This is a genomic window from Pseudoalteromonas sp. J010 (genome assembly GCF_003934235.1).
GTDB classification, from domain to species: Bacteria; Pseudomonadota; Gammaproteobacteria; order Enterobacterales; family Alteromonadaceae; genus Pseudoalteromonas; species Pseudoalteromonas peptidolytica.
The window spans coordinates 1-18,453 of the sequence record NZ_RDBW01000010.1; the positions used below are offsets into that span (position 1 = coordinate 1).

Here is an 18,453-nt window from a genome sequence, read left to right on the forward strand (position 1 = left end):
GCTTATGAACCACGTGAACCATAATGCGCCTTTTCTGCTGTCAAGAATTATTGTTAATAATATTGCAGGATATACGTAATAAACCCGTAATACCAGCGTTTTGTGCATTTAAACTCGGATAAATATAGGCTAGAATCGGTCGATTACAAGTTATAGCTGTTGGAGTGAGAATTGTGGATTTAGAAACTGCATTTGCAGAGATTAGCCGTGGTGCAGAAGAAATTCTGCTACAAGATGAATTAAAGGAAAAGTTGAAGTCAGGTAAAAAACTGCGTATCAAAGCAGGTTTCGATCCAACGGCACCTGATTTGCACTTGGGTCACACAGTGCTAATTAATAAAATGAAAACCTTTCAAGACTTAGGTCATGAGGTTATTTTCTTGATTGGTGATTTTACGGGGATGATTGGCGACCCAACTGGCAAAAATGTCACTCGAAAACCACTAACACGCGAAGATGTATTGGCTAATGCAGAAACTTACAAAGAGCAGGTATTCAAGATCCTTGACCCTGCGAAAACCACAGTAGCATTCAACTCTGAATGGATGGAGAAGTTGGGTACCGCGGGTATGATCAAACTAGCTGCGCGTCAAACAGTTGCTCGTATGCTTGAACGTGATGACTTCAAAAAGCGTTATGCAAATGGTCAAGCAATCGCAATTCATGAGTTTTTGTATCCACTGGTACAAGGTTGGGATTCTGTTGCGCTAGAAGCAGATGTTGAGCTTGGCGGCACTGATCAGCGCTTCAATCTACTTATGGGTCGTGAGTTACAAAAAGATGAAGGTCAAAAGCCACAAACAGTACTCATGATGCCGTTATTGGAAGGGACTGATGGCGTTCAGAAAATGTCGAAGTCATTGGGTAATTACATCGGTATTACGGATGCGCCAAATGATATGTTTGGTAAGGTAATGTCGATTTCTGATGACTTGATGTGGCGTTACTACGAATTGCTAAGTGCGAAAACATTGGATGATATCGCTGCACTTAAAGAAGAAGTGATGGGCGGCCGTAACCCTCGTGACATTAAAATTGAATTTGCAAAAGAAATGATTGCTCGATTCCACAGTGAAGCTGACGCTGAAGCGGCACATCAAGATTTTATCAAGCGTTTCCAAAAAAATGCCTTACCTGATGAGATCCCTGAGGTCACAATTACCATTGAAGGTGAAAGCACGTTTATCACTAACTTACTGAAAGAGGCTGGGTTAGTCGCAAGCACGTCAGAGGCGATGCGTATGATTAAGCAAGGCGCGGTGAAGTTAAACGGTGAAGACAAAATAACGGATACGAAATTAGAAGTTGCTAAAGGTTCTTGCGAGATCTACCAAGTTGGTAAGCGTAAGTTTGCTAAAGTAACTGTGAACTAAAATAGTTTATCCATTTGCGAAGAGAAAAGGTCAGTATATTACTGGCCTTTTTTGTATTTGTTTTTAGCTCTACAGCATCAAGCTGGCAAAGTTAGTCATTACGTATAGCAGTGTCGTCGTCGCAATAAATAGCCAGCGCATTTGATTGAGCAGTCCGAGTAGGTGCTGAATATGATCAGCTGTCGGTTGCGATTTGGCACCTATGCGCATTACCTCAACGCGAGCACCAAAATAAAAGCGTGGCCCCGCAAGCTGAGTTTGTAAATTTGCCGCAAAAAAGCTCAGTGCCCAACCTGAATTTGTTTGATTAAAGTGGCGACCATAGTATTTAATATAGTGCCAAGTTTGTTTTGGCCTGAGCAACAACGAAAAGCAGACAACTAATAATCGGATAGGCACAAATTCAATCAGCCATATTGCGCGGCTAAGATTTGCCATAAAGCGGTTTGTCGGCTGCATGATTTGACGCCAAGCATGATCACATAGCAAAAGCAGCTTATAAAAAAGTGTGACGTATGGGCCTGCAATTAGATAAAGCAGTGCAACAACAAAAAAATGGCGCAGGGTATTTAATGCGGTGCTATCTATGGCGGCTTTACAAATACCAAGCTCTGTTAGTTTCTCGACATCTCTTGCTACCATTCCTTGCAACACCGCTCTTGCGGTTACTTTTTGCTTTGATTTTATCAGCGCGGAAATACGCTTAGCACGGCTTTCATGGCTAATATCTAAGCATAAAAACAACACCAGCCCACCGAGCCAATTAGGATAAAAAGCAAAGCTAATAATCGCATAAGTTAATACGGTGATGGTTAATATAGGGAGGAAGAATCCCAGTGTGCCTGATAATAGTTGATAACTAGAAGCCGCTTTGGGGCGATAAACTCTTTCGGCAATGGCTTTAAAAATAAGGCTGAGAATAAGGTTTGGATGATGAACGGTGGATAGCCTGATCCCGAGGCTGGCAAAAACAGCAACTAAAAAAATGATCAGGCCCTCATGGACCTGAAGCAAGTTCTCTAGCACTAAAGCGTAACCTTATCTAGCTTGGTAAGTAGTGCCATCACCATTTTTGAAGAGTTCACAGAAGCGACTTCTAAATATTCTTCGAATGACTGCGGTGATTCTTTGCCGGCTATATCCGATAACGAGCGGATCACTACAAATGGTGTATCTAAAGAATGACAAGCCTGTGCAATAGCTGCCCCTTCCATTTCTACAGCAAGCATCGTTGGGAAGTCTGCACGAGCTTTATCAATACGAACAGGATCGCACATAAATGAGTCACCAGTACAGATAAGGCCAACCATAGTTTGAATACCTTCAAGTTCACTAACGCTCTGCTTCGCAGCTTCAACTAGCTTAGCATGTGAAGTGAAAGCAGCAGGCATTTGTGGTACTTGGCCTATTTCGTAACCGAATGCCGTTACGTCAACGTCATGGTGGCGAACTTCGCTTGAAATGACGACATCCCCTACGTTGAGTGAGGGTTCAAAGCCCCCAGCAGATCCCGTATTAATTACGCAATCTGGTGTAAAGTTATCGATAAGCAGAGTTGTTGCAACCGTTGCTGCTACTTTACCAATACCTGACTGTACCAGCGTCACATCGTGTCCTGCCAGTTTACCGGTATAAAAAGTAAAGCCACCTTTGGTCAATGTTTGCGGGTTTTCCATAGTGTTACGCAAAATGGTAACTTCTTGCTCCATTGCGCCAATAATGCCTACTTTCATGAAAAGATTCCTAATTTGTAGTGGGGAAACCCCAATTTCAACGTTATTTTTATTATACGAAAGGGGGGAAGATAGGTAAAACAAAAAACGGGCTAGTGCCCGTTTTGCTAAATTTCAGCCAATTGTGTGGATTGTGCCTTTGCTTGTGAAGGAGATAATACCGCGGGTTTGTATGTGCGGTTCCTGGTTTTCTTCGGCATTTCCACTTTTTGTCCTAACTTGAACAAGATAGCAGCTCTGACTTCTGCGCTTTGGTAGCCGCTTTTGATCTTCATACGAATGTGCGGAATACCAGCTGACTCTAACGCGCCACTGACAAACCAATCCTTTTGCGCTTTATGGCCGTTTTTATTGGCGTTATTAACCAAGTCAACAGCGGCAACAATTTTCAGTGTTTCTTTATCTACAAGCACGTAATCAAGCTGCTTGTTTTTTGCTTTAGTCACCGCGGCACGGCGTGCTTTTTGTGAAATACCAGGTTTACATTCAATTACATCAATTAGCTTTATCCGACTTACAATTTTATACTTGTCGCCAACAGCACGTTCTAGTAAATGCAGAAACGACGCTTCGACAGTAGTAAAAACAGATTCTTTGCGGTTGAACGGATAAGGATTGCCACCCACATCGGTGTACTTAGAAGCGACAATGGAAGCAACGACCACTAGAGCCAAGATAGCAAGTAACGCAAATTCCATAAAAAACTCCAAATCAAAAAAATGACATCTGTGTTTTTATAAGCAATAGCTGTGCCAGAAAAGATCTGAAATTCGTAGGTGATAAATATTTGGGCGGTGAGCAAGTCACTGAGGATAAGCAGGTATGGTGTCTTTCTGCTGATTTATGTGGCATAACATACACTGTATTAGCGCTATGTCGCTCAAATACATGATAAATTACTGTAAAACCAACCCGACTTTTAAAAATTAACGTACCTTAATAAGGTATTTTTTATTAAGTTTCTGTATATCGCTAAGTCATGTAGGGTTGTCGTTTTTTCAGTTATGTTTTGAGAATATTATTTGGCGACAAAGTTACTTTTCAAGAAGTTCGATTCAACACACATACAATTATCAAAAAGTAAATAAAGTGTACGATAATAAGAAAGGATATTTATATGATAAAGCGTAAAGCAGTCGCTAAAATAGGGTTATTGATTTCCGCAATTTCTGTGCATTGGTCAGTACAAGCTGATGACAAGTTAGCTATGATTTTAAACAACCTAGAGCCAAGTTTATTTGCGCCAAACATCGTATCGACGAATCAATTTGAGTACGGCTCTAGTTTGTCTCCAGATGGTAAAAAGTTTGCGTTTGTTAGAGCGTTAGCCCAATTTTCACACAGTGCTCTAGTCATTTCTCATAAACAAGGGGATGCTTGGCAAACCCCAACATTACTTCCTTTTAGTGGCGAATTTCACGATACTAATCCGTACTTCTCCAAAGACAGTAACACATTTTATTTTACTTCCAGAAGGCCGGTAGATAATGTGGAAAATGGCACCTTTCAGATGTGGCAAGTCAGCTATGATGGTGATAAATTTGGCCAACCCGAGTTAGTGCCTGGCAAAATTAACGGAGATCATACTGTGATCTACCCAACTGTACACACTAATAAAGATATCTACTTCTCATCTATTATAAAAGGAACAACGGGCAGCGTAGACCTTTTCCTTTCTAAGTACCACCCCGATGGATATCAAGCGCCAGTTGAGATTTCAGAGCTCAATTCCACAGCAAGTGATGCTGACCCTGAGGTTTCAACGGACGGAAAACTACTATTTTTCACGTCAATGAGACCGGGGGGCTTTGGTCACTACGATTTACATGTATCGGTTAAACAAAAAGAGGGTAAGTGGGGAAAACCGATAAATCTAGGCGATAAAATCAACTCGCGCCGTATGGACTCAGATCCGATTCTATCAGCTGATGGTAATACTTTGTTTTTCTCAAGTGATAAAAACCCAGATGTGAAAGCTGTAAACAATTATGATGAATTGCTTCAGCGACAGGGAAGGATCCATAATGGCCTAATGAATATTTATAGCGTTGATATAACTGAGTTAAACCAATACCTTCGCGAGAAAGGCTAATTTGCTAGCGCAATTGCAGGAAAACGCTAAGCGCTAGTCTGCCAAAGGCTGCCTAGCGCCATTATACCAACTAGCCTCGATACTTGCTCAATTTGAAGGAGCAAATCTGACGCTAACAGCGTTAAAAATTTCTTATTTAGAACAACTAAATAAGAAATTTTTGACTTGCCTACGTGGATTTAGGGACTTCAGCGACAGCAGGACGCGGTAGCGGTATTAGCTCGCGTTATTTGTCTTCTTTAAGTACGTAGATCTCACCATCAAAACTGCCTTGAATGGTTAACCCTTGCCCCGCAAGCTCTTTTAAATATTCGATATGGTCTTGGGTGATATGTTGACCTGGTACTAAAAGTGGAATTCCGGGAGGGTAGGGCGTGACTAACCCAGCACAAATGCGATTATTGCTTTTGCTTATGGGCACCGACTCACGCTCACCGTAGAAGGCATCACTTGGAATGCAAGCTAAGTCTATAGCTGGTAAGTTTTCAGGTAAGCGGGCGCGTCGAGTTGATTTAGACAATTTTACCTTACCACCGTCTAGTTTCTTCAAAGCATTATAAAGTCGAATGATCTTCGAGCGTGTGCCTCCCAAGGTGAGTAACACTAAAATGGTACTGTGGGTGTATTTCTCAATCTCCAGCCCAATTTCATCTAACAAAAATTTATGAATATCTTTTAGAGAGTAAGGAAGCTCACTGATATCAATGAGAATTTTTAGTGGATCATGGCCCATATTATCACCACTAAAATGTGGGAATATATTCATAAAATCTGCTTTATCGAGTACTTTGATGTGCTTAAGAGAGGCCATCTGCTGCTTGAATTCTGCAACATGGTTTAATAGTGCATTGAGTAACTTGTAGCCTTCCATTTCTAATTGCTTTTGGCATACATCAAGCGATGCAATAAGCTGATATTTGGGTGAGGTACTTGCGTAAATACTGTAAATCTCGCGGAAAAAGTCAGCATCAAAATCAGGATCGTTAATATGAATATAAGACGCCTGAGAAAATGCAGACACCACTTTATGTGCTGAATGAGTGACATAGTCAGCCCCAGCATGAATGGCGGAATACTGACGCAAGCTCGGATGAAACAAAGAGTAAGCGAACCAAGCTTCATCAATAAATACTTTAATATCATGTTGATGCGCAAATTCTACGACTTGTTTTAAATCACTGAGCAAACCATCGTAGGTACAGCCAGTGAGCACCAATAGTTTTGCATCGGTATTGTGTTCAATTGCCTGTTTAATATCGGTCAGTGAGGGAGGGGCAAATATGCCGTATTTTGGGTTTAAAATACTTGATAAATAAATAGGGTAACTAGCAGATTGCAAAATGCCATAATGCACTGACTTATGGCAGTTGCGATCTATTATTACTTTATCGCCTTTGCGAAGCAGGGTTTGTAAGATAATTTTATTTGAAGTAGAAGAACCATTGGTCACAAAATACGTGCGTTTGACTTCGAACGTTGCAGCAGCCGACTCTTGAGCACGGCCAATGGTGTTGGTGCTATCAGATAATGAACCTAATGAATCTACCGATACTGATAAATCACCAACAAATACATTACGGCCATAAAATTGATAAAAATCTTTGATATATGGGGAGTTTCTAAAGCTGGAACCACCGCTATGTCCCGGGGTGTGCCATGAGTCGTTTGCTTCGCCGACATAACTTCGATACGCCGTCCAGAATGGGGTCTCAGCTCTGTCGTCAAAGTCGTTGATCATGTAGCCTAGAATGGCTTCTGGATCTGAGATAACCTCATCTTTGAAAAAGAAAGATTCTATATCTTCAGTTCCGTTTACTATCTCTAATCCTTTGGTGTCATCGCCAATAACGTATACCGGTAGCTCGAGTCTAATGCTTTTCAGTTGCTCGATAAAATGACTATAAACTTGTTTGCCATTTTTATTGTTGGCATCCCAACTGAGCACCACGGCCTGAATATCTCCATCTTCCGTCACGTGTTCTAAGGCTTTTGTAAGCTCGAGGCATTCAATAATATCAATATGTACATCCTCACGCTCAAAGTTAGGGATAATTTTTGATAGATTAGTTGAAAGCGCTTGCAATACAGCAGGCTCATGCTCTATCAATAAGATACGAAGGACAGGTAACATAGTGAGATCCACATTAAAGTTTAGAAGTTGCCATTAAGCATAAAGAAAGCGCAAAGATTTGTGAAATTAATACTTTGCAAATGTTTTAGAAATTGTAAAACGGATATAGGAGCGATTTTACATCATGATGTTACATCGCGATTTAGTAAAACCGCTGCGTAAAGCAGATCCCACTAGAGGGTATGTATCGCGCCTAGGAGATGCTTTACGCAGCGAGCTGTGTTTTCTGATCCCTTGGATAGTTTTACGAAACAACAAATTCATGGTAATCACCATAAATAAAAGTTGTGCTTATGCTAAAACGAAGATTAGCTATCAATCTTTTCTTTAAACTCACATAAGTCTTCAATAATACAGCTGCCACACTTGGGTTTGCGGGCGGTACATACGTATCGACCGTGAAGAATCAACCAGTGATGGACATCGACTTTAAATTCTTTTGGTACAACCTTCTCTAGCTTTTGCTCTACTGCAACGACATCTTTACCCATCGCGAATTTAGTGCGGTTGGAGACGCGGAAGATATGGGTGTCTACGGCAATAGTTGGCCAGCCAAAAGCGCAGTTTAATACTACGTTTGCGGTTTTTCGGCCCACCCCTGGCAATGCCTCTAAGGCTTCTCGATTTTCAGGGACTTCGGAACCGTGTTTGTCGACAAGAATTTGACACATCTTATAGACGTTATTGGCTTTTGAATTAAATAAACCAATGGTTTTGATATAGTCTCGTAAGCCCTCAAGGCCCAGTTCCAAGATTTGTTCAGGCGTGTTGGCAACAGGAAAAAGCTTGCGAGTGGCTTTATTTACCCCAACATCTGTAGCCTGCGCTGAGAGGGTAACGGCCACGAGTAGCTCAAATGGTGATGAGTACTCTAACTCAGTTTCAGGATGCGGGTTCTCGTCCCGTAGTCGCGTGAGTATTTCTATGCGTTTTTGTTTATTCATAAGATTTACTTGCTAAGCTCAATAACGGTTTTGCTAACAGCGACAGTGACGGTGTCGCTGCGAACCTAGGGCTAATTTAGGTTTGTAACTCGTGCTCTCGGCCCTTTAACTTGCTCAGGAGCTGGCACCGCGTTTTTGGTTTTGATTTGGTGGTCGATGACATTTTTAGCGGCGATAAGCAACCCCAGACCTAAGAAGGCGCCTGGTGGTAAAATTGCAACCAAAAACTGGTGATCAAAAGAGAATACTTCGATACGTAGCACACTTGCCCAGTCACCAAGCAAAAGCTCTGCACCGTCAAATAAGGTACCTTGGCCTAAAAGTTCACGCATGGCGCCGAGCACAAACAATACCAATGCAAAGCCTAAGCCCATCATTAAACCATCCCATACTGACAATAGCGGTGTATTTTTTGAAGCAAAAGCTTCCGCTCGGCCAATGATTGCACAGTTAGTAACAATTAAGGGAATAAATATCCCAAGGGACTGATACAGACCAAAGGTATAAGCATTCATCAGGAGTTGGATCACGGTGACAAACGCTGCGATTATCATAACAAAAACTGGGATCCGAATGTCTTTGGGTACCCAGTTTCTGACAACAGAAACCGTTAAGTTAGAACCGACTAGAACCAACAATGTGGCAATACCAAGCCCCAGTGCGTTAGTCACAGTTGAAGTGACGGCAAGCAGCGGACATAGCCCTAATAGCTGCACTAATGCAGGGTTATTTTTCCATGTACCTTCCAGGTACAGTGATTTGAATTGGCTCACTGTGATACCTCACAAGTATTTTTCGCATCAAATAGGGCGTCAAAGTGTGTTTTGGCGAACCAAGCCGCTTGATTTACTGACGTAACCACAGCTCGAGGGGTAATGGTTGCGCCAGTGAAGGCATCAAACTGACCACCATCTTTTTTCACATTCAAGTGTGGATCAGCTTCACTGGTAACGTTGACACCATTAAAAGTTGTTACCCAGGCAGATTTTGCCAGCTCAACCTTATCACCTAGACCCGGGGTTTCCTCATGACGTGTTATACGCACACCTGAGATCACACCTGCTCTGTTAACAGCGGTTAGAATATCGATATTACCACTATAGCCTCTTGGCGTGATATGTCGTACCAGCAACGCTGAAGGCGCACCATCAAGTCTAGCGCGATAAATTGTATGCGGCCCTTGCGGCCCTAATTCTGGAGCGTTGCTGGTGGTGCAATCAAGATAAAGCGTATTGTCATATTGATCTTTGTCAATCACTTGCGAAAGTAACTGCATAAGGTGTTGCTGTTCTTGATTTGCTATTTTATCTTTGGTGATGTCGTTGATCAGTGCTACTGCGCCTGTGGTTGCCAACGCAAATGCAGCTAAGATCAAACCGTTTTTCTGCATCGATTGAATTATCATGAATTTGCTCCGTGGCCATAGGTGCGTGGTTGAGTATAATGATCAATCAGTGGCACAGCCATATTCATTATCACGACGGCAAAAGCAACTGCGTCTGGATAACCACCAAATTGACGGATCACATAAACAGTTAAGCCAATCGCTGCGCCATAAATTAAGCGCCCAAGGTTAGTTGTTGAGGCTGAAACAGGATCGGTTGCAATAAAAAATGCGCCTAGCATAGTTGCACCGCTAAACAGGTGGAAGAGAGTACCGGGTTCTGATTGTGGTGCAATAATATAGCCAACCCCGCTGGCAAGGCCAAGGCTAACGATAAAAGATACTGGGATGTGCCAATTGATCACTTTGGCCTTTAAAAGATAAAGCCCACCAAGTAAAAAGGCGAAGTTAACATATTGCCAGCCCAACCCAGCGATTTCACCAAAGCCGATATAGCTCATTGCTTCTGTTACCGTATACCCTTGCGACACAGAAGTTTTGACCGAATCTAGCGGTGTGGCACTAGTCGCGCCATCAATGACGTTTGTGCTCCACTTATCTAAAGTCACACCTTGAGAGGTTGCTTCAGTGAATATCATCGCAAACTGATCAGTCAAGCTTAGTGTTTGGGTTGCTATCTCTTGGATCGGAGACCAAGAGGTCATTTGTACAGGAAAAGAAATTAGCAATAGTACATAGGCAGCCATGGCTGGGTTAAATAGGTTAAACCCGAGTCCACCGTATAATTGTTTTACGATGGCGATAGCAAAGAAAGCACCTATTACTGTTACCCACCAAGGTGCCAGAGGTGGCACGCTGATGGCAAGTAGTAGTGCTGTTAGCCAAGCGCTACCATCACTCAAACTTGGCCATATTGCACGGCCTCTTAGTTTCAGTACGGCAGCCTCGGTAAGACTCACAGTAATTAGGGCTAACGCTAGCTGGATTAATACGCCAAAACCAAAAAAGTAGGTTTGCACTAGGATCCCAGGAATACAGGCAGCCATAACTGTCATCATAATTTTGCTGACTGACTTGTGGCTATGGTTATGCGGGGATGAAGCCATGGTTAATTTCATGACGGTTCATTTCCTTCTTGTTCTTTGGCTTGCTTTTTCGCTTTTGCTTTTGCAATTGCGGCTTTAACTGCGGCTTTTTTAAGGGCCTCGGGAGTTTGGGTATCAAGCTGCGACTGCTCTGTGTCCGTGCTTTGTTGCTCCTCTAACGGTTCAACCGTGCTGTCGTTTGCTTCTTCAGCTTGTTTAGCTGCTTTTTTCGCTTTAGCACGGGCAATGGCAGCGGCCACAGCGGCTTTACGAGGGTCAGCTACGTCATCAGTACTTTGCACAGCCTCGCTCTGCTCAGTTGTGTCGTCGTTTGCTTCTTCAGCTTGTTTAGCTGCTTTTTTCGCTTTAGCACGGGCAATGGCGGCGGCCACAGCGGCTTTACGAGGGTCAGCTACGTCATCAGTACTTTGCACAGCCTCGCTCGGCTCAACTGTGTTGTCGTTTGCGTCTTCAGCTTGTTTAGCTGCTTTTTTCGCTTTAGCACGGGCAATGGCGGCGGCCACAGCGGCTTTACGAGGGTCAGCTACGTCATCAGTACTTTGCACAGCCTCGCTCGGTTCAAGCGTCTTATAGTTTGTGTCTTCTGCTTGTTTGGCAGCTTTTTTCGCTTTAGCACGGGCAATGGCGGCGGCCACAGCGGCTTTACGAGGGTCAGCTACGTCATCAGTACTTTGCACAGCCTCGCTCGGTTCAGCTGTGTTGTCGTTTGTGTCTTCTGCCTGTTTAGCAGCTTTTTTCGCTTTAGCACGGGCAATGGCGGCGGCCACAGCGGTCTTTTTGTCTTCAGGTGCTTGATCAGAAGAACCCTGTTCTTGAGCTGCAGCTTTTTTCGCTTTGGCACGAGCGATAGCGGCGGCTACAGCATCCTTTTGGTCAACACTACTTACTTGCTCGGTTTTCGCTTCTTTATATTTACGTGCCTGTGCTTTACGTTTCTCTCGCTCCTGCATGATAGCGCTGTTATCAGGCTCAAGTTCACCGTTTTCCCCACGTTTGGCTTTAGCACGTGCTATGGCAGCTTGTACTGCGGACTTGTCTGATTGTTTATCTTTTACACGAGCCAGTGCTTCTTGCACTTTCTCTTGCTCTGCTGCTTTTGCTGGTGAGCTGGGTGAGCGGCGTTTGTGTTTATTCTGTCGCTCTTCTTGTTCTCGCTCTAGTCGCGCTTTTCTAGCTTCAAAGCGCTCTTTAGCACGCTCAGCTTTAACCTGCTCAAGTTTTTGTTCGCGAATATCAGCTTTCGCTACTCGGTAATATTGCACCAAGGGGATTTCGCTTGGACAAACGTAAGAGCAAGCTCCGCATTCAATACAATCAAACAGGTTATACTCTTCTAACTTTTCATATTCTTTACCTTTGGCAAACCATTGTAGTTGCTGAGGTAGCAGGCTCTGTGGGCAGGCATCGGCACAAGCACTGCAACGAATACAAGCTTTTTCTTCCCCAGGAATGGCCAACTCTTTATTGTCTGGTGCAAGAATACAGTTTGTTGTTTTTACGACAGGGATCCTAACCGAGGGGAGGGTAAAGCCCATCATGGGACCACCCATAACTACACGTTGTGCGTCAACAGGAGAGAAGCCTTGTGAGTCTAGAAGATGTTTTATTTCTGTTCCGAGTAAAGCCCAGACATTATTTGGCTGGTTGATAGTATTGCCTGTGACAGTAACAACACGCTCAATTAAAGGTTTCCCTTCAAAAACGGCTTGCCAAATAGCAAATAGTGTCCCTACATTCTGCACCAGTACCCCTATATCAGCTGGGATCCCTGTACTTGGCACTTCTTTTGATGTGAGTAGTTTTACCAGCTGTTTTTCACCGCCAGATGGATACTTTGTTGGAATGCTACGAACTAAAATATCTTGATTGTGTTTCGCTGCGGCTGATACGGCTGCAATGGCTTCAGGTTTATTATCTTCAATACCAAATAATATTTTTTGAGGCTTTAGGATCTGTTGTAAAACCTCTATCCCTGACACAATTTGTTGCGCATGATCACGCATCAGGCGATCGTCAGCGGTAATATAAGGCTCACACTCAACACCATTAATAACCAAAAACTCGATTGGCTTGGGGCTATCGGCTTTTACATAGGTTGGAAAGCCAGCACCGCCCATTCCTGCAATACCGGCTTGGTGAATTATTTCAATAAGCTGGGCGTTATCGAGAGAGGAAATATCACGGATAGGTGTTAATTCTATCCATTTATCCGCACCGTCTGGACGTAAAATAATACTTAATTCAGGTATAGCTGAAGGGTGCGCAGATGGCATCGGCGTAATGGCTTCAACCACACCCGACGTCGGCGCATGAACCGGCAAAGACCAATTGGTGCCTGGAGCCGTTAGCGCTTGTCCTTTTAATACGTGATCACCGACATTTACCAGCAAGCTGCCATTTGCCCCTATATGTTGCTTTAATGGCAAAATGAGTTTTTCAGGCAGGGGCAAGCGCGAAATAGGGCGTTGGTTAGATTGCGCTTTTTGCTCTGGTGGATGAATGCCGCCTGGGAACTGCCACAGTTTTCCGCTTTCTATTTGTTCAAGTAATGTTTCCACTTAAACCTCTTAATCAATCTGTGTCACAGGAATGGCATCAAGTTGCCACTTCCACGTTTGTTTGGTCTGTGCAACCGGTACCATGTCGATACAATCTACTGGGCAGGGTTCAACACACAGATCACACCCCGTGCACTCGTCAATTAGTACAGTGTGCATTTGCCTTGTTGCACCAACGATTGCATCGACAGGGCAGGCCTGAATACACTTGGTGCAGCCAATACATTCATCTTCGCGAATATATGCTACTTTTTTAACTGGCTCAGCTTCTTCGCCACCGGCCAGTGGTTTAGCTTCTACACCCATTAAGTCTGCAAGTTTCTTGACGGTTGCCTCACCGCCTGGAGGGCATTTATTCACCTCATCGCCGTTCGCAATCGCCTCAGCATAGGGGCGACACCCTGGATAACCACATTGTCCACATTGTGTTTGCGGTAAAATCGCATCGATTTGTTCTACAATTGGGTTGCTTTCAACTCTATATTTTACCGCGGCGTAGCCCAGCACGATCCCAAATACCAATGCTAGCGCCCCTAGCGCAAGTAATGCATACATTAACGTCATATTTTAAAACTTAACTAATCCAGAGAATCCCATAAATGCAAGAGACATCAAACCTGCGGTGATCATCGCAATAGATGCGCCCTTAAATGGACTTGGTACGTCAGCCACCGCTAAACGTTCACGTAAAGCGGCAAATAATACTAACACCATAGAGAAACCAACCGCCGCACCAAAGCCATACACTGCTGATTCCAAAAAGGTATGATTTCGCTTGATGTTGAGTAAGGCAACACCAAGCACTGCACAGTTTGTGGTGATAAGGGGTAAGAAGATCCCGAGTAAACGGTACAAAGTTGGGCTAGTTTTTCTCACAACCATTTCAGTAAACTGCACCACTACGGCGATAACAAGAATAAAACTCATGGTTCTTAAAAAAGTTAAATCGAGCGGTAGCAAAATATATTGATTTACAAGGTAGCTGGTAACTGAGGCAAGTGTAAGCACAAAGGTTGTCGCCAAAGACATACCCACAGCAGTATCTAACTTACCAGAGACCCCCATAAATGGGCACAATCCCAAAAATTGAACTAAAACGAAGTTATTCACTAGCACGGTGCCAATGAGCAACAAAATGTACTCGGTCATTCTTGCCTCTATAACTTACTCACGATTCAAAGCTTTTTGCACTATGATATTGCCGTGATAGTTAATCATAAAAAGAACCAGCTTGATGTAATACCAATGAGTCTTAATACTTGCTCAATTTGAAGGAGTAAATCTGACGCTAATTACGTTAAAAGTTTCTTATCTAAAACAACTAAATAAGAAGTTTTCTCACCTCAAAATAGTCACTTAATCAAGCGAATTGGTATAAGTGCAGACTCTGTTAGTGTTTTAGGTATATTCCTTAGAACAATACCATCTCTACTCAATATCATTGCTGTGTTTATCGCTGCCAGTTCGCACTACAGCACCATATCTTAGTCTACGTCTATTGCCACCCTTGGGTTTAGCTGGTTTACCAAAACTGTGGTAAGACCTAGTTTTAAAAAGTGTAGCTAAAAGTCAAAAGCTATTAAAATCATGGTGTTATTTTCTGCACTTGCGGACAATCCAGTATTAAACACATTGCTTTATCTTCCATGTTTATCTTGTTGATTTAAAAACATGCGAGGATAAATTGAAATGATAATCCTTGCCAATAATAACACAGAATGTATCTGCTTTGGCAAATTGTCGCTCATTAGAGGGGAGGGCAAATGTTGCCCTCATAATTTGAAGACAGTAGAGTCTAAATTTCTTTTGGCTTTTCTATATAATAGCCTTGCACACCATCGAGACACAATGTTTCAACAATATGCTTTTCTTCTTGACTTTCAATACCTTCCGCGAACACATTAACACCAATTCGGTGGGCAAGATCGACCATCAGGCGCATAAAGTATTGGTTGTTTTTATCTTCTTCAAGTCCCCGAGTATAGCTAGCATCCATTTTTATATAATCAGGTTTCAAGTCTCTGAAGAATTTAAATGATGTCAAACCGACACCAAAGCGTTCGACTGTGATCCGAGCGCCTGCTCGATGTACCATATCAATGAAGCGCTTACTGGCTTTGATATTTTGTTGCAAACCAAATTCACTGACCTCAAATACCAACTTGGAAGCAAGATTTGTTTCTTTAAGGAGACGACGCTCTAACCAGATCACAAATTGATCGTTATGGGCGCTTGATGCAGTTACATTGATACCAAAGTATTTTTCATTGAAGTTTCGGGTCTTTATCGTTTCCAAGGAGGTATCAATGATCAACTGATCAATCTCGATAGCCATTTCTAGTTTTTCTGCCATGGCAAGAAAGGAGGCCGTCGGTAGCATTTGACCTTCCTCCGTTTTAAAGCGAGATTGTATTTCAGCATAAGCTTTTGAATTTTTGCCAATTGGCATAATGTTCTGCATCATCAAACTGACACGTTTGCTGGCTATTACATCACGGATCACGCGACGCCAGTTTTGGTTACCAAATCCAGCGCTAACATTATTCACCAGATCCGACTCTCGTTGTATATGCCACGCGTTGGCTTGCTTGCTTTGTGCCATACTCATGGCGTTATCAACAACAGACAGAAGTTCACCTAATGGTTTACCATTTTCGTATGGAACAATTCCTGTATTTGCAACCGAAGACAGTTCTTGATTTTGTTGGAATTGAGTGAATCGTGATTGTAACGTGTCGCCAAACTCTTCTGCTTCTTTACTTGGCACATTGGGTAAGATAACGGCAAAGTCAGAGCTATTTAGTCGAAAGACTTGGCTGCCAGCATAAGTACCTGTGACATGCTTGATAATATCCGAGACTGACTTAATGTATTCATCGCCTTTTTGATAGCCACGAGTTTGGTTTATGACTTGTAATTCGGAGCAGCGTATCATTGCTAACGATCCAAACGCTTTTTTGGATGAAGACTCTATATATTGCTCATAATACTCAACAAACATGTTACGGTTACCAAGCTCTGTAACCACATCTTTATAAGCTTCTTGCTTGATTGAATGTGCTGCATTTTTGATGTCTTCTTGTTTCGACTTTAAAAAGCTCGCCAGACGCTTAAAAGAAGGGGTTAGCTCTTGGCCAAGTTCTGCTACTTTGCCATCATTAAAATCAAACTCTATGTTGTCAGTGGCTTGATTTTGCGTGATATACGAGTCAACAGCACTCGCCACAGTCATACTGACATTACGGTTGAGCTTTTTGTACACACCTTGCATGAAAAAGACAGGAATAAAAGCAAGCAAAGCTGAAATAACGAGAAGCAGCAAAAGTGCTTGTTGCAATAACTGCGCCTGGCTCTGTGCATTTATTAAAAATTCAATCTTAATGTCTTTACTATCATTGACTGCAAATTGTGGACGGATCGCATTGATGTAGGTTTCTATAAAGTCAGCAACGAAAGGAAGGTTCGTCGGTGTATTAACTTGTAGAACGGTATTACCATCAAAATCTCGTACAATGAAGGTTGAAAATACCTCGCCGCTGTTTAGGGCTTGGCTAATGTGCTCTGGTGTTACTTCTGATAGCTTTTTGTCTTTTATGTATTCTGTCACCATAGCATGTGCACTTTGTTGTGCTTTACTAATTGCTGAGTCGAAACTAGTGGCGAAAAAAAAGCTACTAATCAAAGAGAGTAATAACCATGAGGTGACTTGGAGTATGATGAGTTTTCTAAAACCAGCCATAGTACGCTTCTTAAAGAGGATTATTCTGATAGTATCGGGTGTAGTGCCAAATTCTTTATCAAATTCATCAATTTAATTATATATTTTTGATGTGTTTAGAGAGTTATTGTTATATAAGATAAAGCACTGAAAATAATGATTGTAGGGTAGTGTAATTAGGCAGAAAAGTCTAATAATTTCTTGGAAGTGGCTCCCCCTCCCCGACTCGAACGGGGGACCTGCGGATTAACAGTCCGTCGCTCTAACCAACTGAGCTAAGGGGGAATCTTAAGTAGATAATTATTGTATGGCTCCCCCTCCCCGACTCGAACGGGGGACCTGCGGATTAACAGTCCGTCGCTCTAACCAACTGAGCTAAGGGGGAAATACAATACAGACTAACCAAGTTTAATTTGGCTCCCCCTCCCCGACTCGAACGGGGGACCTGCGGATTAACAGTCCGTCGCTCTAACCAACTGAGCTAAGGGGGAATAGTCAAAAGTGCGAGAAATTGGCTCCCCCTCCCCGACTCGAACGGGGGACCTGCGGATTAACAGTCCGTCGCTCTAACCAACTGAGCTAAGGGGGAAGCGTGTCTCTCAACGGGGCGAAATATTAATGACGACATTGCAAGGTGTCAACTACTAAAATCACAGAAACGTAAAAAACTCTATTAAGCGATGAATTTATGCACTATTTGAGGTCTTTTTGTGACTTTATGACATTGCAGCGTACAAATTTGCGCTATGAGTTTAACGCTATTAGCAGTGAAACTGTTAAATTATCACGCGCCAGTATTTAGCTATTCATATCTCTTAGGTCATTTCTTGTTCTGTGGCTTCAATTTTACGATAGAATTTATGAGTGAAGAAAATTAACATATCTCAATGATATTGTATGTATATACAGTGCTGAGTGGGGTTTTATGTATTTTTTGAGCGTTTTGCTTGAATAATACGCTTAACAGCTTATTTTATGATGTTTACTTACGATCTGTGGTTTGTAGTCAGGAAGCCAAAGTTGTGATCATAATAATCTATGTGAGGCGCGGTATTGGCCAAGGTAATGAATGCAACCATATGTAGTTTGTTATCCCCACCTTGTGCGATTAAAAATCAAAGGGTTACATTTTGTTCTATAAAAAACAATGGTTTACGTGGGGTGCTTTTCGGGTTTTTGCTGAATATTCAATAATGTTGAGGCAAGGTTAGTATAGAGATCCAATTTGATCCAGTTACGATTCTAAATGCGATCATTTGGGAGAGTGGTAGGATCGCATTTTGGATAGGCTGGACGCCTTTATTCTATTGGCTTGGCGAGACTTATCCACGGAATCTGTGGATAACATTGTTTATTATTATTTGAGAAGTATTGCAAGACTATGAAATTAGGGCGCTCTAGAGGTTGCAAGTAAATTTTGAAAAATATTTAATATTATAAATATCAATGAGTT

The 18,453-nt window shown here is 42.5% G+C and carries 14 protein-coding genes and 4 tRNA genes; 2 read left to right on the forward strand and 16 right to left on the reverse strand.

Annotation, left to right across the window (positions count from 1 at the left end; translation table 11 throughout):
* Positions 1 to 173 precede the first annotated feature (173 nt).
* Entirely contained in the window at positions 174 to 1,373 is a 1,200-nt protein-coding gene (tyrS, locus tag EAG18_RS06425; protein ID WP_125251560.1) for a tyrosine--tRNA ligase, read from the forward strand.
* 69 nt (positions 1,374 to 1,442) lie between these two features.
* On the opposite strand, the gene EAG18_RS06430 is transcribed toward tyrS, so the two are convergent.
* From EAG18_RS06430 to EAG18_RS06440, 3 genes are all read right to left on the reverse strand, one after another.
* Positions 1,443 to 2,399 carry a cobalamin biosynthesis protein gene (locus EAG18_RS06430; protein ID WP_125251561.1) on the reverse strand — a complete coding sequence of 319 codons (957 nt, stop codon included), beginning with the start codon at positions 2,397 to 2,399 and terminating at the stop codon, positions 1,443 to 1,445.
* The gene (gene mtnN, locus EAG18_RS06435) at positions 2,399 to 3,106 is read right to left on the reverse strand and encodes a 5'-methylthioadenosine/S-adenosylhomocysteine nucleosidase (RefSeq protein WP_125251562.1); all 708 of its coding nucleotides are present in this window, start codon (positions 3,104 to 3,106) and stop codon (positions 2,399 to 2,401) included. Before mtnN ends, EAG18_RS06430 begins: the two co-directional genes overlap by 1 nt.
* A gap of 107 nt (positions 3,107 to 3,213) precedes the next feature.
* A complete protein-coding gene (locus EAG18_RS06440) occupies positions 3,214 to 3,804 on the reverse strand; it encodes a DUF2726 domain-containing protein (protein WP_125251563.1) in 591 nt (196 codons plus the stop codon).
* 419 nt (positions 3,805 to 4,223) lie between these two features.
* Here EAG18_RS06440 and EAG18_RS06445 point away from each other — a divergent pair, with 419 nt between their 5' ends.
* The gene (locus EAG18_RS06445) at positions 4,224 to 5,198 is read left to right on the forward strand and encodes a PD40 domain-containing protein (RefSeq protein ID WP_125251564.1); all 975 of its coding nucleotides are present in this window, start codon (positions 4,224 to 4,226) and stop codon (positions 5,196 to 5,198) included.
* 226 nt (positions 5,199 to 5,424) lie between these two features.
* Here the strand turns inward: EAG18_RS06445 and EAG18_RS06450 are convergent, their stop codons facing one another.
* The 13 genes from EAG18_RS06450 to EAG18_RS06510 all read right to left on the reverse strand — a co-directional run bounded on the left by EAG18_RS06450 (position 5,425) and on the right by EAG18_RS06510 (position 17,589).
* Positions 5,425 to 7,329, reverse strand: coding sequence for an aminotransferase class V-fold PLP-dependent enzyme (locus EAG18_RS06450; RefSeq protein WP_125251565.1), 1,905 nt, complete (start codon positions 7,327 to 7,329; stop codon positions 5,425 to 5,427).
* 308 nt (positions 7,330 to 7,637) lie between these two features.
* On the reverse strand, positions 7,638 to 8,273 hold the full coding sequence (gene nth, locus EAG18_RS06455; RefSeq protein WP_125251566.1) for an endonuclease III: 636 nt from the start codon (positions 8,271 to 8,273) through the stop codon (positions 7,638 to 7,640).
* 71 nt (positions 8,274 to 8,344) lie between these two features.
* Positions 8,345 to 9,046 carry an electron transport complex subunit E gene (locus EAG18_RS06460; RefSeq protein WP_125251567.1) on the reverse strand — a complete coding sequence of 234 codons (702 nt, stop codon included), beginning with the start codon at positions 9,044 to 9,046 and terminating at the stop codon, positions 8,345 to 8,347.
* Positions 9,043 to 9,678 (reverse strand): electron transport complex subunit RsxG, encoded by a 636-nt coding sequence (rsxG, locus tag EAG18_RS06465; RefSeq protein WP_125251568.1) that lies wholly within the window; start codon positions 9,676 to 9,678, stop codon positions 9,043 to 9,045. Before rsxG ends, EAG18_RS06460 begins: the two co-directional genes overlap by 4 nt.
* Entirely contained in the window at positions 9,675 to 10,736 is a 1,062-nt protein-coding gene (gene rsxD / locus EAG18_RS06470) for an electron transport complex subunit RsxD (RefSeq protein WP_125251569.1), read from the reverse strand. Before rsxD ends, rsxG begins: the two co-directional genes overlap by 4 nt.
* Positions 10,733 to 13,282 (reverse strand): electron transport complex subunit RsxC, encoded by a 2,550-nt coding sequence (rsxC, locus tag EAG18_RS06475; RefSeq protein WP_125251570.1) that lies wholly within the window; start codon positions 13,280 to 13,282, stop codon positions 10,733 to 10,735. Before rsxC ends, rsxD begins: the two co-directional genes overlap by 4 nt.
* 9 nt (positions 13,283 to 13,291) lie before the next feature.
* Positions 13,292 to 13,846: an electron transport complex subunit RsxB gene (gene rsxB, locus EAG18_RS06480; RefSeq protein WP_125251571.1), complete on the reverse strand. Its 555-nt coding sequence runs from the start codon at positions 13,844 to 13,846 to the stop codon at positions 13,292 to 13,294.
* Between the two features lie 3 nt (positions 13,847 to 13,849).
* Entirely contained in the window at positions 13,850 to 14,431 is a 582-nt protein-coding gene (gene rsxA / locus EAG18_RS06485) for an electron transport complex subunit RsxA (protein WP_125251572.1), read from the reverse strand.
* Between the two features lie 646 nt (positions 14,432 to 15,077).
* On the reverse strand, positions 15,078 to 17,021 hold the full coding sequence (locus EAG18_RS06490; protein ID WP_125251573.1) for a GGDEF domain-containing protein: 1,944 nt from the start codon (positions 17,019 to 17,021) through the stop codon (positions 15,078 to 15,080).
* A 187-nt stretch (positions 17,022 to 17,208) separates the two neighbouring features.
* Positions 17,209 to 17,285, reverse strand: a tRNA-Asn gene (locus EAG18_RS06495).
* A 23-nt stretch (positions 17,286 to 17,308) separates the two neighbouring features.
* Positions 17,309 to 17,385, reverse strand: a tRNA-Asn gene (locus EAG18_RS06500).
* A 29-nt stretch (positions 17,386 to 17,414) separates the two neighbouring features.
* A tRNA-Asn gene (locus EAG18_RS06505) sits at positions 17,415 to 17,491 on the reverse strand.
* Between the two features lie 21 nt (positions 17,492 to 17,512).
* Positions 17,513 to 17,589, reverse strand: a tRNA-Asn gene (locus EAG18_RS06510).
* Between the last annotated feature and the right edge of the window lie 864 nt (positions 17,590 to 18,453).